Annotated in this window: 19 protein-coding genes; 14 read left to right on the top strand and 5 right to left on the bottom strand. The window is 60.3% G+C overall.

Annotated elements, in window-relative coordinates; genetic code table 11:
* Positions 1 to 28: 28 nt before the first annotated feature.
* The 3 genes from ATO10_RS00595 to pyrC all read right to left on the bottom strand — a co-directional run bounded on the left by ATO10_RS00595 (position 29) and on the right by pyrC (position 3481).
* A complete protein-coding gene (locus tag ATO10_RS00595; protein ID WP_035246746.1) occupies positions 29 to 1516 on the bottom strand; it encodes a replicative DNA helicase in 1488 nt (495 codons plus the stop codon).
* A gap of 231 nt (positions 1517 to 1747) precedes the next feature.
* Complete coding sequence (locus ATO10_RS00600; protein WP_035246748.1) at positions 1748 to 2428, bottom strand: orotate phosphoribosyltransferase; 681 nt, start codon at positions 2426 to 2428, stop codon at positions 1748 to 1750.
* 12 nt (positions 2429 to 2440) lie between these two features.
* Complete coding sequence (pyrC, locus tag ATO10_RS00605) at positions 2441 to 3481, bottom strand: dihydroorotase (protein ID WP_035246750.1); 1041 nt, start codon at positions 3479 to 3481, stop codon at positions 2441 to 2443.
* A gap of 197 nt (positions 3482 to 3678) precedes the next feature.
* On the opposite strand from pyrC, the gene ATO10_RS00610 reads away from it, so the two are divergent.
* The 8 genes from ATO10_RS00610 to ATO10_RS00640 all read left to right on the top strand — a co-directional run bounded on the left by ATO10_RS00610 (position 3679) and on the right by ATO10_RS00640 (position 9102).
* On the top strand, positions 3679 to 4500 hold the full coding sequence (locus ATO10_RS00610; protein WP_035248190.1) for an urease accessory protein UreD: 822 nt from the start codon (positions 3679 to 3681) through the stop codon (positions 4498 to 4500).
* 12 nt (positions 4501 to 4512) lie between these two features.
* Positions 4513 to 4815, top strand: a complete 303-nt coding sequence (locus ATO10_RS00615; RefSeq protein WP_035246752.1) for an urease subunit gamma — start codon at positions 4513 to 4515, stop codon at positions 4813 to 4815.
* A gap of 14 nt (positions 4816 to 4829) precedes the next feature.
* Positions 4830 to 4988, top strand: a complete 159-nt coding sequence (locus tag ATO10_RS16335) for a hypothetical protein (RefSeq protein WP_155886665.1) — start codon at positions 4830 to 4832, stop codon at positions 4986 to 4988.
* Positions 4985 to 5296 carry an urease subunit beta gene (locus ATO10_RS00620; RefSeq protein ID WP_035246753.1) on the top strand — a complete coding sequence of 104 codons (312 nt, stop codon included), beginning with the start codon at positions 4985 to 4987 and terminating at the stop codon, positions 5294 to 5296. The genes ATO10_RS16335 and ATO10_RS00620 overlap by 4 nt, the downstream gene beginning before the upstream one ends.
* Positions 5297 to 5313: 17 nt before the next feature.
* Positions 5314 to 5961, top strand: coding sequence for a hypothetical protein (locus ATO10_RS16490; protein ID WP_051597866.1), 648 nt, complete (start codon positions 5314 to 5316; stop codon positions 5959 to 5961).
* Positions 5962 to 5999: 38 nt separating this feature from the next.
* Positions 6000 to 6662: a hypothetical protein gene (locus tag ATO10_RS15815; protein WP_051597867.1), complete on the top strand. Its 663-nt coding sequence runs from the start codon at positions 6000 to 6002 to the stop codon at positions 6660 to 6662.
* Positions 6663 to 6735: 73 nt separating this feature from the next.
* Complete coding sequence (gene ureC / locus ATO10_RS00635; RefSeq protein ID WP_035246755.1) at positions 6736 to 8445, top strand: urease subunit alpha; 1710 nt, start codon at positions 6736 to 6738, stop codon at positions 8443 to 8445.
* Between the two features lie 18 nt (positions 8446 to 8463).
* Entirely contained in the window at positions 8464 to 9102 is a 639-nt protein-coding gene (locus ATO10_RS00640; RefSeq protein WP_035246758.1) for a LysE family translocator, read from the top strand.
* Positions 9103 to 9116: 14 nt separating this feature from the next.
* Here the strand turns inward: ATO10_RS00640 and ATO10_RS00645 are convergent, their stop codons facing one another.
* The gene (locus ATO10_RS00645) at positions 9117 to 9671 is read right to left on the bottom strand and encodes a tetratricopeptide repeat protein (protein WP_035246761.1); all 555 of its coding nucleotides are present in this window, start codon (positions 9669 to 9671) and stop codon (positions 9117 to 9119) included.
* Between the two features lie 179 nt (positions 9672 to 9850).
* Here ATO10_RS00645 and ATO10_RS00650 point away from each other — a divergent pair, with 179 nt between their 5' ends.
* The 6 genes from ATO10_RS00650 to ureG all read left to right on the top strand — a co-directional run bounded on the left by ATO10_RS00650 (position 9851) and on the right by ureG (position 12605).
* Complete coding sequence (locus ATO10_RS00650; protein ID WP_035246764.1) at positions 9851 to 10087, top strand: DUF1127 domain-containing protein; 237 nt, start codon at positions 9851 to 9853, stop codon at positions 10085 to 10087.
* A 114-nt stretch (positions 10088 to 10201) separates the two neighbouring features.
* Positions 10202 to 10420, top strand: coding sequence for a DUF1127 domain-containing protein (locus tag ATO10_RS00655; protein WP_051597868.1), 219 nt, complete (start codon positions 10202 to 10204; stop codon positions 10418 to 10420).
* Positions 10421 to 10515: 95 nt separating this feature from the next.
* Positions 10516 to 10989, top strand: coding sequence for an urease accessory protein UreE (locus ATO10_RS00660; RefSeq protein ID WP_035246766.1), 474 nt, complete (start codon positions 10516 to 10518; stop codon positions 10987 to 10989).
* 7 nt (positions 10990 to 10996) lie between these two features.
* The gene (locus ATO10_RS00665) at positions 10997 to 11620 is read left to right on the top strand and encodes an urease accessory protein UreF (RefSeq protein ID WP_035248198.1); all 624 of its coding nucleotides are present in this window, start codon (positions 10997 to 10999) and stop codon (positions 11618 to 11620) included.
* Complete coding sequence (locus ATO10_RS00670; protein ID WP_035246768.1) at positions 11617 to 11997, top strand: carboxymuconolactone decarboxylase family protein; 381 nt, start codon at positions 11617 to 11619, stop codon at positions 11995 to 11997. Before ATO10_RS00665 ends, ATO10_RS00670 begins: the two co-directional genes overlap by 4 nt.
* Positions 11994 to 12605 (top strand): urease accessory protein UreG, encoded by a 612-nt coding sequence (gene ureG, locus ATO10_RS00675; protein ID WP_035246770.1) that lies wholly within the window; start codon positions 11994 to 11996, stop codon positions 12603 to 12605. The genes ATO10_RS00670 and ureG overlap by 4 nt, the downstream gene beginning before the upstream one ends.
* On the opposite strand, the gene ATO10_RS00680 is transcribed toward ureG, so the two are convergent.
* On the bottom strand, positions 12602 to 13552 hold the full coding sequence (locus ATO10_RS00680) for a hypothetical protein (RefSeq protein WP_035246773.1): 951 nt from the start codon (positions 13550 to 13552) through the stop codon (positions 12602 to 12604). The genes ureG and ATO10_RS00680 overlap by 4 nt on opposite strands.
* Positions 13553 to 13670: the final 118 nt, after the last annotated feature.

Raw genomic sequence — 13670 nt, forward strand, 5'->3', positions numbered from 1 at the left:
TCCGCGTGTTGGCCAAGGTCAAGGGGAATCAGAATTCCTGATCGGCGCCTTGTTGCCAAGCTTTGACCAGATTTCCAAAGCGGGTGAACTGGGCCTCGAAGGAGAGTTCGACCGTGCCGATGGGGCCGTGACGCTGCTTGCCGATGATCACTTCGGCCTTGCCATGCAGGCGGCTCATGCGTTCCTGCCAAGCGGCCATTTCATCCAGCCGCTCGTCCGAAGGCTTTTCGCGTTCGACATAGTATTCCTCGCGGAACACGAACATCACCACATCGGCATCCTGCTCGATCGAGCCCGATTCCCGCAGGTCTGACAGCTGGGGGCGTTTGTCGTCGCGGTTTTCCACCTGACGGGACAGCTGTGACAGAGCGATCACCGGGATATTCAGTTCCTTGGCGATGGCTTTCAGACCCATCGAGATTTCGCCGATTTCCTGCACCCGGTTTTCCGCCGAGCCGCGCAGCAGCTGCAAATAGTCCACGATCACCACGTCCAGCCCATGCGTCCGTTTCAGACGGCGCGCGCGCGCGGCGACCTGGCTGATCGGCAGGGCCGGGGTATCGTCGATGTAAAGCGGGCAGGCTTCCAGCTGTTTGGCGGCTTCGACAAAACGGCGGAACTCGGCCTCGGTCATATCGCCCTGACGGATCTTGTGCGAACTGATTTCTGAGGCCTCGGCCAAAATCCGGCCTGCCAGCTGTTCGGCGCTCATTTCAAGGCTGAAAAAGCCGACAACGCCGCCCTCGATAGCCCCTTCCGAACCATCCGGTTTCAGCCCGCGTTTATAGGCCTTAGCAATGTTAAACGCGACGTTGGTTGCCAGCGAGGTTTTGCCCATTGAGGGCCGCCCAGCAAGGATTAAAAGGTCAGAAGGGTGCAGCCCGCCCAGCTTGTTGTCCATGTCGATCAGGCCGGTGGAAACCCCCGCCAGACCGCCGTCGCGCTGGTAGGCGGCGTTGGCCACGTTCACCGCGTCGGTGACGGCGTGCAAAAAGCTTTGAAAGCCGCTTTCAGACTGGCCTTCTTCGCCCAGTTTATAGAGCGCCTGTTCGGCTTCGACGATTTGTTCTTTGGGTTCGCTGTCGACCTTAACCGAGCCAGCCTTGGCCGAGATGTCGTGGCCCAGACGGATCAGCTCGCGCCGGATGGCGAAATCATAGATCATCTGGGCATAGTCTCGCGCCGCAAAGCTGGAGATCGCGGCCCCTGCCAGACGGGCCAGATAGGCCGGGCCGCCCAGTTCTTTCAGGCCTTCGTCTTCTTCCAGAAAGGCTTTCAGCGTAACCGGCGAGGCCAGCGCATTTTTCTGAATCCGCGCGGCGGCGGTTTCGAAAATCCGGGCATGGACCGGTTCGTAAAAATGACTGGGCTGGATAACGGACGCGATCCTGTCATACACATCATTGTTCGTCAGGATCGCGCCCAGCAGTTGCTGCTCGGCCTCGATGCTGTGGGGCAGTGTGCCTGCCTCGTCCGCTGTGTCGTCCCCGTTACGGATCTGTGCGATCTCGTTCATTTTTCTTCCCTGTCACCCCGTAAGATGCGGGTATAGAGACCCCGCTGCGGACCGATCAAATTGTATGTTTCTGTGGATAGCCTGTGGACAAGCAGATTAGCACAAATTGTCGCAGAGCGCACCCGGCAGCAGCGCCAGATTTTGTGGCAGCATCCGTGACAAATGCGACAATTATTCCAAAGAAATGTAACAGGCCGTGCCCGTCGTCGCGGCGAAATGGCCCGTGTTACGTCAGCCTTTCTGACGCGCTTCCTGCCAGGCGCGGGGATCATTCAGGAATGATTCGACCTCGGCCAGGGTTTCGGCGTCAAAAGATTCGGCTGCCTTGGCTTCGGCCAGAACGTCCCACCATGTGCACAGGCTGTGCAGTTCCACACCATGTTCCGCCAGACGTTCACGGGTGCCCGGGAAGATATCATAGAAGAACACAACGGCTGTGTGGCCGCAGGAGGCGCCGGTTTCGCGGATCGCATCCACAAACGACAGTTTCGAGCCGCCATCGGTGGTCAGATCCTCGACCAGCAGCACGTTTTGGCCTTCGGTCATCGCGCCCTCAATCCGGGCATTGCGGCCATAGCCTTTAGGCTTTTTGCGCACATAGGACATGGGCAGCGCCAGACGTTCGGCAACCCAGGCGCCAAAAGGAATGCCAGCCGTTTCACCGCCGGCGATGTTGTCAAAGGCCTCAAACCCCGCGTCGCGCATCACGGTGACGGCCATGAAGTCCAGCAGCGTGGAGCGCACGCGCGGGAAGCTGATGATCTTGCGGCAATCCACATAGGTCGGCCCCTGCAGGCCCGAGGCATAGGTGAAAGGCTCGCGCGCGTTGAAATCCACCGCGCCGATTTCCAGCAGGGCGCGGGCGGTCAGGCGGGCGATTTCTTCTTTGGCGGGGAAGCTGGTGGGGATCATTTTGCGCCTTTCTTATGCGTCCACGTGCCAGTGCAGCGGGAAGCCGGGATCGAACATGGTGACCGGGCCGGCGCCGGTCTGAATTTTATCGGGATAGTCCACCGGATCGCCCTTGGTCAGGGTGATGGTGGCCGTGTTTGCGGGCAGGCCATAGAAGGCGGGGCCGTTCAAGCTGGCAAAGCCTTCCAGCTTGTCCAGCGCATTGGCGGTATCAAACACCTCTGCAAGGCAGCTCATGGTGTTGGTGGCCGAGAAGACCCCGGCGCAGCCACAGGCGCTTTCCTTGTTGTCGTCGGTGTGGGGCGCACTGTCGGTGCCCAGGAAGAAACGGCTGTCGCCCGAGGTCGCGGCCTCAACCAGTGCCAGACGGTGGCTTTCGCGTTTGGCGACGGGCAGGCAGTAATAGTGCGGCTTGATCCCACCCACCAGAATGTGGTTGCGGTTGATGATCAGGTGATGCGTGGTGATCGTCGCGCCCAGACCGCTTTCGTTGGATTTCACATAGTTCACCCCGTCGGCGGTGGTGATGTGTTCCATGATCACGCGCAGGCCGGGGGTGGCGCGGCGGATCGGGTCCAGCACGCGGTCGATGAACACGGCTTCACGGTCGAAGATGTCGATGTCGGCATCGACCACCTCGCCGTGCACACACAGCGGGCAGCCGATCTCGGCCATTTTTTCAAGAACCGGGCGCACTTTGTCAAAATCGGTCACGCCGCTGGCCGAGTTCGTGGTTGCGCCCGCCGGGTAGAGTTTGACCGAGGTGATCAGGCCCGAGGCATGGGCCGCAGCCAAGTCTTCGGGGTCGGTGTCCTCGGTCAGATAGAGGGTCATCAGCGGTTTGAAATCCATGCCGTCGGGCAGGGCGGCCATGATCCGGTCGCGATAGGCGGCCGCATCGGCGCCGGTCACCACGGGGGGCACCAGATTGGGCATGATGATCGCGCGGCCGAAATGGCGCGCGGTTTCGGGCAGCACGCCTTGCAGCATGGCGCCATCGCGCAGGTGCAGGTGCCAGTCATCGGGGCGGCGGATCGTCAGTGTCTGGGTCATGCCTTGCGGTTACACAATTGGCGGCGCGGTTTCCAGAGGAGATCGCGCTTGGCGGGGCGCCAAGGCGGATTCATGGGTGATCAAAATATGGGCGTTGGATTGGGTGGCGCACAGCATTTGCCCAAACTATGGGCATTGCTGCAGTGCGGCATTGTGCTATGCTGACCCCAACCGCAGAAGATGGATATGAAGAGTCGATGTTGGACCAAACCGACTCCCTAAACCTCATGCAACGGACCCGAGGAAGGGCAGAGGTTGCATTGCGCGCGGCACCCGGTGGTGCGCGTCTGACCCATCTGCATCAATCCGGCTCAGCAAAGGCGATGTTGCCACGTGTTCATGGCGCCGCCCCTGAGGTGGTTTTTTTGAACACTGCCGGGGGGTTAACCGGTGGAGATCAAATGCGCTTTGCGTTGGATCTGGCCGAGAACGCCCGCGCCACCGCAACCACCCAGACCGCTGAACGGGCCTATGCGTCGTCAGGGGGCAATGCCCAGCTGAACGTAGATTTGACCGTTGGCGCCGGGGCGCATCTGGATTGGTTGCCGCAAGAAACGATTCTGTTTGAAGACAGCGCGCTGACGCGACGGACAACAATTGCCCTGACGGGCGACGCGCATCTGTTGATGGTGGAAATGGTCGTGCTGGGCCGTATTGCCATGGGCGAAGAGCTGCGTCGCATTCGGTTCAATGATCTGCGCCATGTGACCCGCGACGGTCGGCCCGAACTGATCGAGCCGCTACAGATCACCGATGACAATCTGTTGAAAAGCGCCTCGGCAGCGGGGTTGAGCCATGCGCGCGCCTTTGCGACGCTTGCCTTGATCGCGCCGGGCGCAGAAGATGCGCTGGAAACCCTGCGGTCGGTCTTGCCTGAAACAGGTGCGGCCGCCTCGGGCTGGAACGGCAAATGCGTCGCGCGTTTCATGGGCACAGACGCAATGCCGGTGCGTAAAGCGCTGGCCAAAGCCATCACAACTTTGCGCGGCGGTCCGCTGCCGCGCGTTTGGCAACTTTGAGGAAGACACGGCATGAACCTGACCCCCCGCGAAAAAGACAAGCTTCTGGTTAGCCTGGCCGCCATGGTGGCGCGCGGGCGGCTGGAGCGCGGCGTCACGCTCAACCATCCCGAAGCAATCGCGCTGATCACCGACTATGTGGTCGAAGGTGCGCGAGACGGCAAATCAGTGGCGACACTGATGGAGGAGGGCGCGCATGTCGTCACCGCCGCCCAGTGCATGCCGGGCATTCCCGAAATGATCCACGAAGTGCAGGTCGAGGCGACATTCCCCGATGGCACCAAACTGGTCACCGTACACCATCCGATCCGCTGAAGAAGGAGCCACCCATGAAACGACTTATCCCGCTTTTCGCGCTCTGTGCTTCGCCCGCCATGGCCCATTCGGGCGCGCATCTGCACCCGCATGGCTTTGACGCGGCCACGCTGATCCTTGCCACCAGTTTTGGGGCGGCTGTCACCTATGCAGTTGTAAAGGTGCGCAAATGATCCCCGGAGAATATTTTATAAAAGAGGGAGACATTACCCTCAACGCCGACAGGAAGGCCCTGACCCTTACCGTTGCCAATACCGGGGATCGCCCGGTTCAGGTGGGGTCGCACTATCACTTTGCTGAAACCAATACTGCGCTGGAATTTGACCGGGACGCGGCACAGGGCATGCGGCTGGATATCGCTGCAGGCACCGCGGTGCGTTTTGAGCCGGGTCAAGGCCGAGAGGTGGCCCTTGTGCCACTTGCCGGAGCGCGGAAAGTTTTCGGTTTTAATCAACTCGTCATGGGGGATCTCGATCCATGAACGCAAAGGAATTCGCTATGGTTTACGCCTCTCCTGCCGCTTGTGCGGCGTCATATAACAATGCCGTCCAGATGTGGGCGAAATCTGTCGAAATGCAGATGACGGTTATGAACTCTTGGATTGAACTGGCCCAGAAGTTCAACCCGATTTTGCCGACGCTTGAGGTGCCCTTGGGCATAGCGACGCCGGCCCCGGCAAATGCACCGACCCCGGTCGCCAAGCCCAAACCCGTTGCCAAGAAGGCAGCCCCCAAACCTGCGGCCAAAAAGCCAGCGGCCAAGAAACCTGCCGCAAAAGCTGCGCCTGCCCCAGAACCTGTGACAGAAGCAAAGGTAGAGGCGCCTGCTAAGCCCGCTCCTGCTGCGAAAAAGCCAGCAGCCAAGAAACCTGCTGCCAAGGCAAAACCCGCCGCCAAGGCTGAGCCCAAGCCCGCTGCCAAGGCCGAACCAAAACCTGCGGCCAAAGCGGCGCCCAAACCGGCTGCCAAGGCTGCGCCCAAACCAGCAGCCAAGAAGCCCGCTGCGAAAAAAGCGGCCACAAAACAGTCAGCCCCCGCCAAAAGCGCGAGCGACAAGGTGGCCACATCTGAAATCGCGACGGATGATAAACCGGCGAACCGCCGTCGTAAGCAGCCCTCGAAACCGGCACAGCCGTTCAAGGAATGATAGGGAACTCACAACAAACACCTCCCAGCTCGAGCGACATGTTGGGAGCTGGGCTGGAGGTGTGGCATCTGGTTGTTGAATCGCAGATGGTCGTCGCCATGCGCCTTTTGGGCATGGCGGGGATCTGGGCGGTCAAGCCGGATGAAAATGTTCGTATGGTTGGTGAAAAGGTTTCCGGGTTCAGGGATGCGGCTTTGGCGATGCAAAGCTCTGTTTGGCGTGGCGAGCGCCCCGATCAAATCATGGTGGCCGGGATACGCCCGATCCGCGCGCGCACCTATTCTAATTCACGTCGTCTGTCGCGCGATGGAAGCCGCGATTTCAGTTCGTTTCTGCCCGCAAAGGTGATGGAGACGCTGCCCACGGTGCCGATGCCGCCCTACATGATCCTACTGGTGATCTGGCGCAAAGTGACCGGCGCAGAAGCCGAACCTGCGACGGCGCTGGTGGATGGGCGGCGTTACCCGCTGCTGGCGGGGCCTGATCCGTTGGCGATACTGCCTGCTCCGGCCCCTCAAGCGCGTCCTGAAGTGATTGAGTCCACAGCGAAAGAGGTGCAGTTGATCGCCCCTCAGGCAGATCCAACCCCTGCGCCCGTGGCCCCTACGCCGGACCCGGCACCCAAGCCACGCCGCAATCCGGGGCTTGGCCTGCGTTTACGCAACCTGTTTCGCCGATCCGGCGGGACGGACAAGACATAACAAAAACGGGCCGGAGAAATGTTTCGGCCTATGACGACCAACACGGAGCGATCCGGAACCAAGAAGGTGAGACATGCCCGCTAAAATCTCTCGTGCTGCCTATGCCGATATGTATGGCCCCACAACGGGGGACCGTCTGCGTCTTGCCGACACAGACCTTGTGATCGAGGTGGAAAAAGACCTGACCACCTATGGAGAAGAGGTCAAGTTTGGCGGCGGTAAAGTGATCCGCGATGGGATGGGGCAAGCCCAGACCACCCGCGCAGGCGGGGCGGTGGACACCGTCATCACCAACGCGCTGATCCTGGATCACACCGGTATTTACAAGGCCGATGTCGGCCTGAAAGACGGCAAAATCCACAAGATCGGCAAGGCGGGCAACCCGGATACTCAGCCCGGTGTCGATATCATCGTCGGCCCCGGCACCGAGGCGATCGCGGGCGAAGGTAAAATCCTGACCGCGGGCGGCTTTGACAGCCACATCCACTTTATCTGCCCGCAGCAGGTCGAAGATGCGTTGCATTCGGGCCTGACCACCATGCTGGGCGGCGGCACTGGCCCCGCCCATGGCACGCTGGCCACCACCTGTACCCCGGGCCCGTGGCACATTGGCCGGATGCTTCAGGCGCTTGATGGGTTGCCGATGAACTTTGGCCTTGCTGGCAAGGGTAACGCCAGCCAGCCCGCCGCGCTGATTGAGATGATCAACGCCGGCGCTTGCGCCATGAAGTTGCACGAAGACTGGGGCACCACCCCCGGCGCGATTGATTGCTGCCTGTCCGTCGCCGATGACATGGACGTGCAGGTGATGATCCACACCGATACGCTCAATGAGAGCGGCTTTGTGGAAAACACCGTGGCCTCGATGAAAGGCCGCACCATTCACGCTTTCCACACCGAAGGCGCGGGCGGCGGCCATGCCCCCGATATCATCAAGGTTGTTGGCGAACAGCATGTGTTGCCCAGCTCGACCAACCCGACGCGGCCCTACACGGTGAACACTTTGGAAGAGCATCTGGATATGCTCATGGTCTGTCACCATCTGGACAAATCCATCCCCGAAGACGTCGCCTTTGCCGAAAGTCGCATCCGCAAGGAAACCATCGCCGCCGAAGACATCCTGCATGACATGGGCGCGTTTTCGATCATCGCATCCGACAGTCAGGCCATGGGCCGCGTCGGAGAGGTCATCATCCGCACATGGCAGACCGCACATAAGATGAAGGTCCAGCGCGGGCGTCTTTCAGAAGAGACTGGCGAAAACGACAACGTGCGCGTTAAGCGCTACGTGGCGAAATACACCATTAACCCGGCGATTGCGCATGGGATCAGCGCGCATATTGGCTCCATTGAGGAAGGCAAACGCGCCGACCTGTCGCTGTGGTCGCCGTCGTTCTTTGGGGTGAAGCCCGAGATGGTTCTGCTGGGCGGCACGATTGCCGTGGCGCAGATGGGCGATCCGAACGCCTCGATCCCGACACCGCAGCCGGTCTACACCCGCCCGATGTTCGGCGCGCTGGGCCGCGCGGTGGAACGCTCTGCCGTCAGCTTTGTGTCAGCTGCGGCGCAGGCAGGCGGCATCGGCGGGCAGCTTGGGCTGGCTAAGGACACGCTGGCGGTGGAAAACACCCGCAACATCGGCAAGTCCGACATGGTGATGAACGCCGCCACGCCCGACATTGAGGTAAACCCCGAGACCTATGAGGTGCGCGCCAATGGCGAGTTGCTGACCTGCGAACCAGCGACGGAATTGCCGATGGCACAGCGGTATTTCATGTTCTGATCCGGGGTCGGATGCACCATGTTCGACTATTCGCTTTTGCACTGGACCACGTTTCTGACGGCGGCGGTTCTGTTGAACCTGTCGCCCGGTCCTGACATCGCCTTTATCCTTGGGCAGACCGTGCGGGGTGGTCGACGGGCCGGGGCCAGTGCAATGGTCGGGGTCTGGAGCGGCGCCTTGGTGCATGTTCTGTTTGCCGCGCTGGGCTTATCGGCGATCCTTGCGTCCTCTGCGCTGGCTTTTGCCGTGGTGAAATGTGCCGGGGCGGGGTATTTGATCTATCTGGGTCTCAAAGCCTTGCGGTCTTCGGGCGGGGCCTTGCTCCCAGATGTGCCCACCAAAGCCCCGCAGCGCGCCGTTCAGGTCTGGCGTCAGGGCGTGCTGGTTTCTTTGCTTAACCCCAAGGTTGCGATCTTCTTTCTGGCCTTCTTGCCGCAGTTCATAGAGCCGGGCGCAGGCCCGACATGGGCGCAGCTGATGTTGCACGGCAGCCTGATCATTGCCGTTGCGGCCTGTATTGAACCGCCGCTGGTCTTGCTGGGGGATCATCTGACCCGCGGCCTGCGCCGCAGCCCAAAACTGGGCCTGTGGCTGGATCGGGTTCTGGGAACGCTGTTTATCACGCTGGGGGTCAAACTGGCCCTGACCCACAGATAACCCGCCAGTGCGGATCAGAACATCGGCCCGTATTTCCAGTTGTCTGCGTCGGGGGTGACCTCATCCAGATCGTAATCCGCACCTTGCAGGCGCTGGGCGATCTCTAGCCCCTGATCGGCGGCTTCATCGACAAACTGGCGACCCAGCTCTTCGTCCTGCGACGTACCATGGCCGCGCATCAGGTTCAGGCCGTGGTTGAACTTGCCTACCGGATCGCCCGCTTCGGCGGCGCGGCGGTCCCATTCGGCCGAGGCATCAGGGTCATATTCCCCGCCCAGCCCGTTGTTGTTCAACTGGCTGAGCCATGTCATAGATTTGGTGAACCCGGCGTCGGCGCACATTTTCATCAGCTTGCGGCCCAGAACGTGATCGTCGTTCTTGGTGACGTTGACCGCCATCGAGCAGGTCACAGAGTCGATCATCCCCATTTCCATCCGACGGATCAGCATCTCGCGACCGGTGTCTTCGGGATTCAACACGCCAAGGTCGTCCTCGACCTTGGTGGGTGGCTCGGCAAAAGCCGCACCCGCGATAAAAAGGATCGCCCCCGTCAGTGCAAATTTGTTCATGTCTATGTCCTCCGCGCGAAAGTGTAACATGGGGCCGCAGAACCGGGCTTGCGACTTTAGTCGCGTGGCGCGTTTCGTCGGGCGCAATGCTGCTATGCAGCATTTCGGGGTACACATTGGCATGCAAAACGCCATGTTAGCGCCATGGGAGGAAACCAAACACTCTGTAGGGTTTCCAAATGGCACACACACAAACATCTGACGCGTATGAACCGTCTGACGTCCTGCTGGACCAGCTGATGGTCGAGATGGGACTGGGGTTTAACGCATATCTGGAACGCCGTGCGGCAATGCAGCAGCTGAAGCAATTGCAGCAGCTAAGCGACACCGAACTGGCCAAACGCGGGCTGCGCCGAGACACGATCCTTGATCACGTTGTCCAGCATCTGGGTGCAGGCACCAGCGCCGCGGCATGATCTCATCCTCCAATACTGCATCGCGGCTATGCGCAGACGGCATTGGAATTCGCACTTCTTCCTCCCTACACTTATCCACAGGGAGGGAACGACCTAATTTAAAGGAGTTTCCTAATGGCACTCACTGTAACACAACCCAGCCTGAATATTCTGTCGGCCCTGGCCGCACCCATCGTGTGGTTTGGCAAACTGGCCGTAGCCGTTGCTGAAAACAACCGATACGCACGTCAAATGCAGTATTTGAGCGGCCTGTCGGATAAAGAACTGGAAGCTCGCGGCATCAAGCGCGAAGACATCGCGCATCACGTCTTCAAAGAGCTGTACTATATCTAAGCACTCCGGCACATCGCGTCCCTGTGATGTGCCGAATTGCCTTCCGCCCGGGGCCAAGTCTGGTTAATCTGCCGTGACCTGATCCCGGGGGACACATGACGAACGAAGCGGCATCCGCACATGAAGTATTGCGGCACTGTCACCAGCCCGTCGCCGATACGGTGACGCTGGACTATGAGGCGCGATTTTTGCGCCGCAAACGCCTGATCACGGATGGCGGCATGGCCGTTTTGGTGGATCTGGCGGAAACCACAAGCCTTGACCATATGGATGCACTGGTGCTGAACGACGGGCGACTGATCGGTGTGCGCGCGGGGGCCGAACCGTTGCTGGCTGTCAGCGGGGATAACCTGACCCGTCTGGCTTGGCATATCGGCAACCGCCACACCCCCTGTCAGATCGAAGAGGACCATCTGCTGATCCGCGCGGATCACGTCTTGGCCGATATGCTGACCAAGCTTGGGGCAACTGTTGAAACGCGACAGGCGCCTTTTACGCCCGAAGGTGGGGCCTATGGTCACGGGCGCACGATGGGGCATGATCATGGGCACAGTCACTCCCATGGATGAATGTGGGCTGAACACTGACCTGTTGACCCTGATGCAATGGATGTCGCCCGCCTTCCCGGTGGGGGGCTATGCCTATAGCCACGGCTTGGAACAAGCGATCGACGATGGTGCCATTACAGATGCCGATACGCTTTTTGACTGGCTGGTTACCGTGTTGGAACACGGGACAGGCATGGTCGATGCGACCCTGTTGTGTCTGGCCCTGAAGGGCGAGGACATGGCGGACACGGCCCGCGCGCTTGCGTCCAGCAAAGAACGCTATCAAGAGGCTGAGGCGCAGGGTCAGGCCTTTACCAGCGCGGTAAACGGCATCTATGGCGAGCAGACTCCGCCTGCGCCCTTGCCTGTGGCCGTTGGCATTGCAGCGCGGCGTTTGGATTTGATCGCCCCTCAGGTGGCGGCGCATTATCTGCACGCGTTTGCGTCGAATCTGGTGTCTGCGGCGGTGCGGTTTGTGCCCTTGGGGCAGACCGATGGTCAGCGGGTGCTGAAACGTCTGCACGGCGTGATCGAAGGGGTCGCTGCGCGCGCGTCACAGGCCACGTTGGATGATCTGGGCAGTGCCGCGCTGGGCAGTGATATGGCGTCGATGCGTCACGAAACCATGGAAGTCAGGATATTCAAGACATGAGCAGCACCGAAAAAGGCCGCGCCCTTTCCGAGGAGCTTAACCCCGGAATGGAAGCCGCGCTTGAGGCGCGCTATGGGCATTTGTTGCCCGGAATGGCCGAAGGGATCGTGGACTTCGCCTATGGGCGCCAATATGCCCGCCCGGGTCTGCCTTTGCGGGATCGCTATGTCGCAACTATTGCAAGCCTGACGGCGCTTGGGGGGCAAACCGCGCCTCAGTTGAAGGTCAATATCGCCGGGGCCCGCAAGGCGGGGCTAACCCAGGAAGAAATTGCAGAAGTGATCTGGCAAATGGCGCTCTATGGTGGGTTTCCAAGTGCAATCAATGGCTTGAACACTGCCCTAGAGGTGTTCGCAGAAGAGGAAAGTCAGGAATGAGCAGCCCGAACGGACCTTTGCGCATCGGCATCGGCGGCCCTGTTGGCGCGGGGAAAACCACGCTGACAGAACAGCTGTGCCGGGCCTTGGCCCAGAAGTATTCCATCGCCGTCATCACCAACGATATCTACACGTCCGAGGACGCCGAATACCTGATGCGGGCACAGGCCCTGCCGTTGGAACGCATCAAGGGTGTCGAAACCGGAGGGTGCCCGCATACGGCGATCCGCGAAGACGCCAGCATCAATCTGGCCGAGGTCGCCGCTTTTCGCGAACGTATCCCCGATCTGGATGTGATCCTGATTGAATCGGGCGGTGACAATCTGGCCGCGACCTTCAGTCCGGAACTGGCTGATATGACACTCTATGTGATTGATACTGCCGCCGGTCAGGACATTCCGCGCAAAAAAGGGCCGGGGGTGACCCGGTCAGATTTGTTGATCATCAACAAGACCGATCTTGCGCCTTACGTGGGCGTCGACCCGGACCTTCTGGAAAGCGATGCCAAGACTGCCCGCGGCGCGCGGCCTTTTGTGATGGCGGCGCTGAAAGCGGGCAAAGGGGTGGATCAGATCGTGGCCTTCATCGAGGAAGAAGGCGGGCTCTAGGACTCGTCGCTCAGCGCCTCTTCCAACCACGCGGGCAGGGGGCCAGCCTCGGCCAGAGTTTCAGCCGACTGACGCATTTTCTTGCGGAACAACGGTGCCCGCAGGCGCGAGCTGACATTGTGACACAGCAGCGCGTTCAGATAGGGGCGTTCGCGTTTTTCAAGCCCGTTTGCCATGCGGCGCAGATAAGGCTTATAGCGACGGCGGGTGCGGAACAGCCGGTGAAAGACATCCTCGGTTAGGGTGTCTTCGCAGGCGGCGTCGATCAGTTCGGGCAGAACCCCCATTTTGTTCAGATCGGTTTCCAGATCAGATTCAAACCAGCGGCAGCGCAGTTTGGTCACGTTGGGGCGGGTGAACAGCGCGGCATGCACTGCGTCCATCTGCATATAGGGGTCATACAGGATAAAGGCGTGGTGGGCGGCCTCGAGCATGTCGGGCGCATAGCCATAGCGCGAGGTAAAGTCGATCCGGCGGTGCTGGGTAAACCGTTCATCCCATTCCGTGACGCGCGGGTCCAGCGTGGCCTGCGGCGCAATAGAAATCACTGTGGCCCCGGGGGCCGAAACCGAAAAGGCACAGGCGGCATAGCCACACATACCGGCGCCGTAAAACACGACGCGGTCGAAGTCTTCGAAAAAGCCGTCATCTACCAGCCGGTCGAAAAAGGCGTAAACGGCGGGATCGCGAAACCAGGTGTCGCCATTGGTTAGAACGGTCAGCATGGACCAGCCCGCATCCTCGGCCAGATCATAGGCCAAGGGCATGGCGTCGGCGTCGTCGGAAAAGCCATCGGTGGTTTCGAAACTGACCAGAAGGGTGGGGGTCTCGTCGATGAAAATCGCGGCGTGATCGGTGCCCAGGGTTTCAAAATAGCCCCTGTCATCTCCGACTTGGTGAAGCCGCTGAAACCACGGCGCCTGTTTGATATGTTCTTCGCGTACCAACTGTGAACCTGCCTCGTTACCCGGGTTACGTTACGTCACCATGTTCGTCCGGGTGGGTTTTGATTGCCGTCTAGAATGCCGTTCAAATGCGGCGAAAATTGGCAAGGGCGCAGGTATT

This window comes from Actibacterium atlanticum (assembly GCF_000671395.1).
GTDB lineage: Bacteria > Pseudomonadota > Alphaproteobacteria > Rhodobacterales > Rhodobacteraceae > Actibacterium_D > Actibacterium_D atlanticum.

Excerpts from the sequence above, each read along its gene's own strand:
- ATO10_RS00615 (WP_035246752.1), top strand. The coding sequence starts at position 4,513 with ATGAACCTGACCCCCCGCGAAAAAGACAAGCTTCTGGTTAGCCTGGCC.
- ATO10_RS00655 (WP_051597868.1), top strand. The coding sequence starts at position 10,202 with ATGGCACTCACTGTAACACAACCCAGCCTGAATATTCTGTCGGCCCTG.
- ATO10_RS15815 (WP_051597867.1), top strand. The coding sequence starts at position 6,000 with ATGTTGGGAGCTGGGCTGGAGGTGTGGCATCTGGTTGTTGAATCGCAG.
- ATO10_RS00620 (WP_035246753.1), top strand. The coding sequence starts at position 4,985 with ATGATCCCCGGAGAATATTTTATAAAAGAGGGAGACATTACCCTCAAC.
- pyrC (WP_035246750.1), bottom strand. The coding sequence starts at position 3,481 with ATGACCCAGACACTGACGATCCGCCGCCCCGATGACTGGCACCTGCAC.
- ureG (WP_035246770.1), top strand. The coding sequence starts at position 11,994 with ATGAGCAGCCCGAACGGACCTTTGCGCATCGGCATCGGCGGCCCTGTT.
- ATO10_RS16335 (WP_155886665.1), top strand. The coding sequence starts at position 4,830 with ATGAAACGACTTATCCCGCTTTTCGCGCTCTGTGCTTCGCCCGCCATG.
- ATO10_RS00640 (WP_035246758.1), top strand. The coding sequence starts at position 8,464 with ATGTTCGACTATTCGCTTTTGCACTGGACCACGTTTCTGACGGCGGCG.
- ureC (WP_035246755.1), top strand. The coding sequence starts at position 6,736 with ATGCCCGCTAAAATCTCTCGTGCTGCCTATGCCGATATGTATGGCCCC.
- ATO10_RS00595 (WP_035246746.1), bottom strand. The coding sequence starts at position 1,516 with ATGAACGAGATCGCACAGATCCGTAACGGGGACGACACAGCGGACGAG.
- ATO10_RS00660 (WP_035246766.1), top strand. The coding sequence starts at position 10,516 with ATGACGAACGAAGCGGCATCCGCACATGAAGTATTGCGGCACTGTCAC.
- ATO10_RS00670 (WP_035246768.1), top strand. The coding sequence starts at position 11,617 with ATGAGCAGCACCGAAAAAGGCCGCGCCCTTTCCGAGGAGCTTAACCCC.
- ATO10_RS00610 (WP_035248190.1), top strand. The coding sequence starts at position 3,679 with ATGTTGGACCAAACCGACTCCCTAAACCTCATGCAACGGACCCGAGGA.
- ATO10_RS16490 (WP_051597866.1), top strand. The coding sequence starts at position 5,314 with ATGGTTTACGCCTCTCCTGCCGCTTGTGCGGCGTCATATAACAATGCC.
- ATO10_RS00650 (WP_035246764.1), top strand. The coding sequence starts at position 9,851 with ATGGCACACACACAAACATCTGACGCGTATGAACCGTCTGACGTCCTG.
- ATO10_RS00645 (WP_035246761.1), bottom strand. The coding sequence starts at position 9,671 with ATGAACAAATTTGCACTGACGGGGGCGATCCTTTTTATCGCGGGTGCG.
- ATO10_RS00600 (WP_035246748.1), bottom strand. The coding sequence starts at position 2,428 with ATGATCCCCACCAGCTTCCCCGCCAAAGAAGAAATCGCCCGCCTGACC.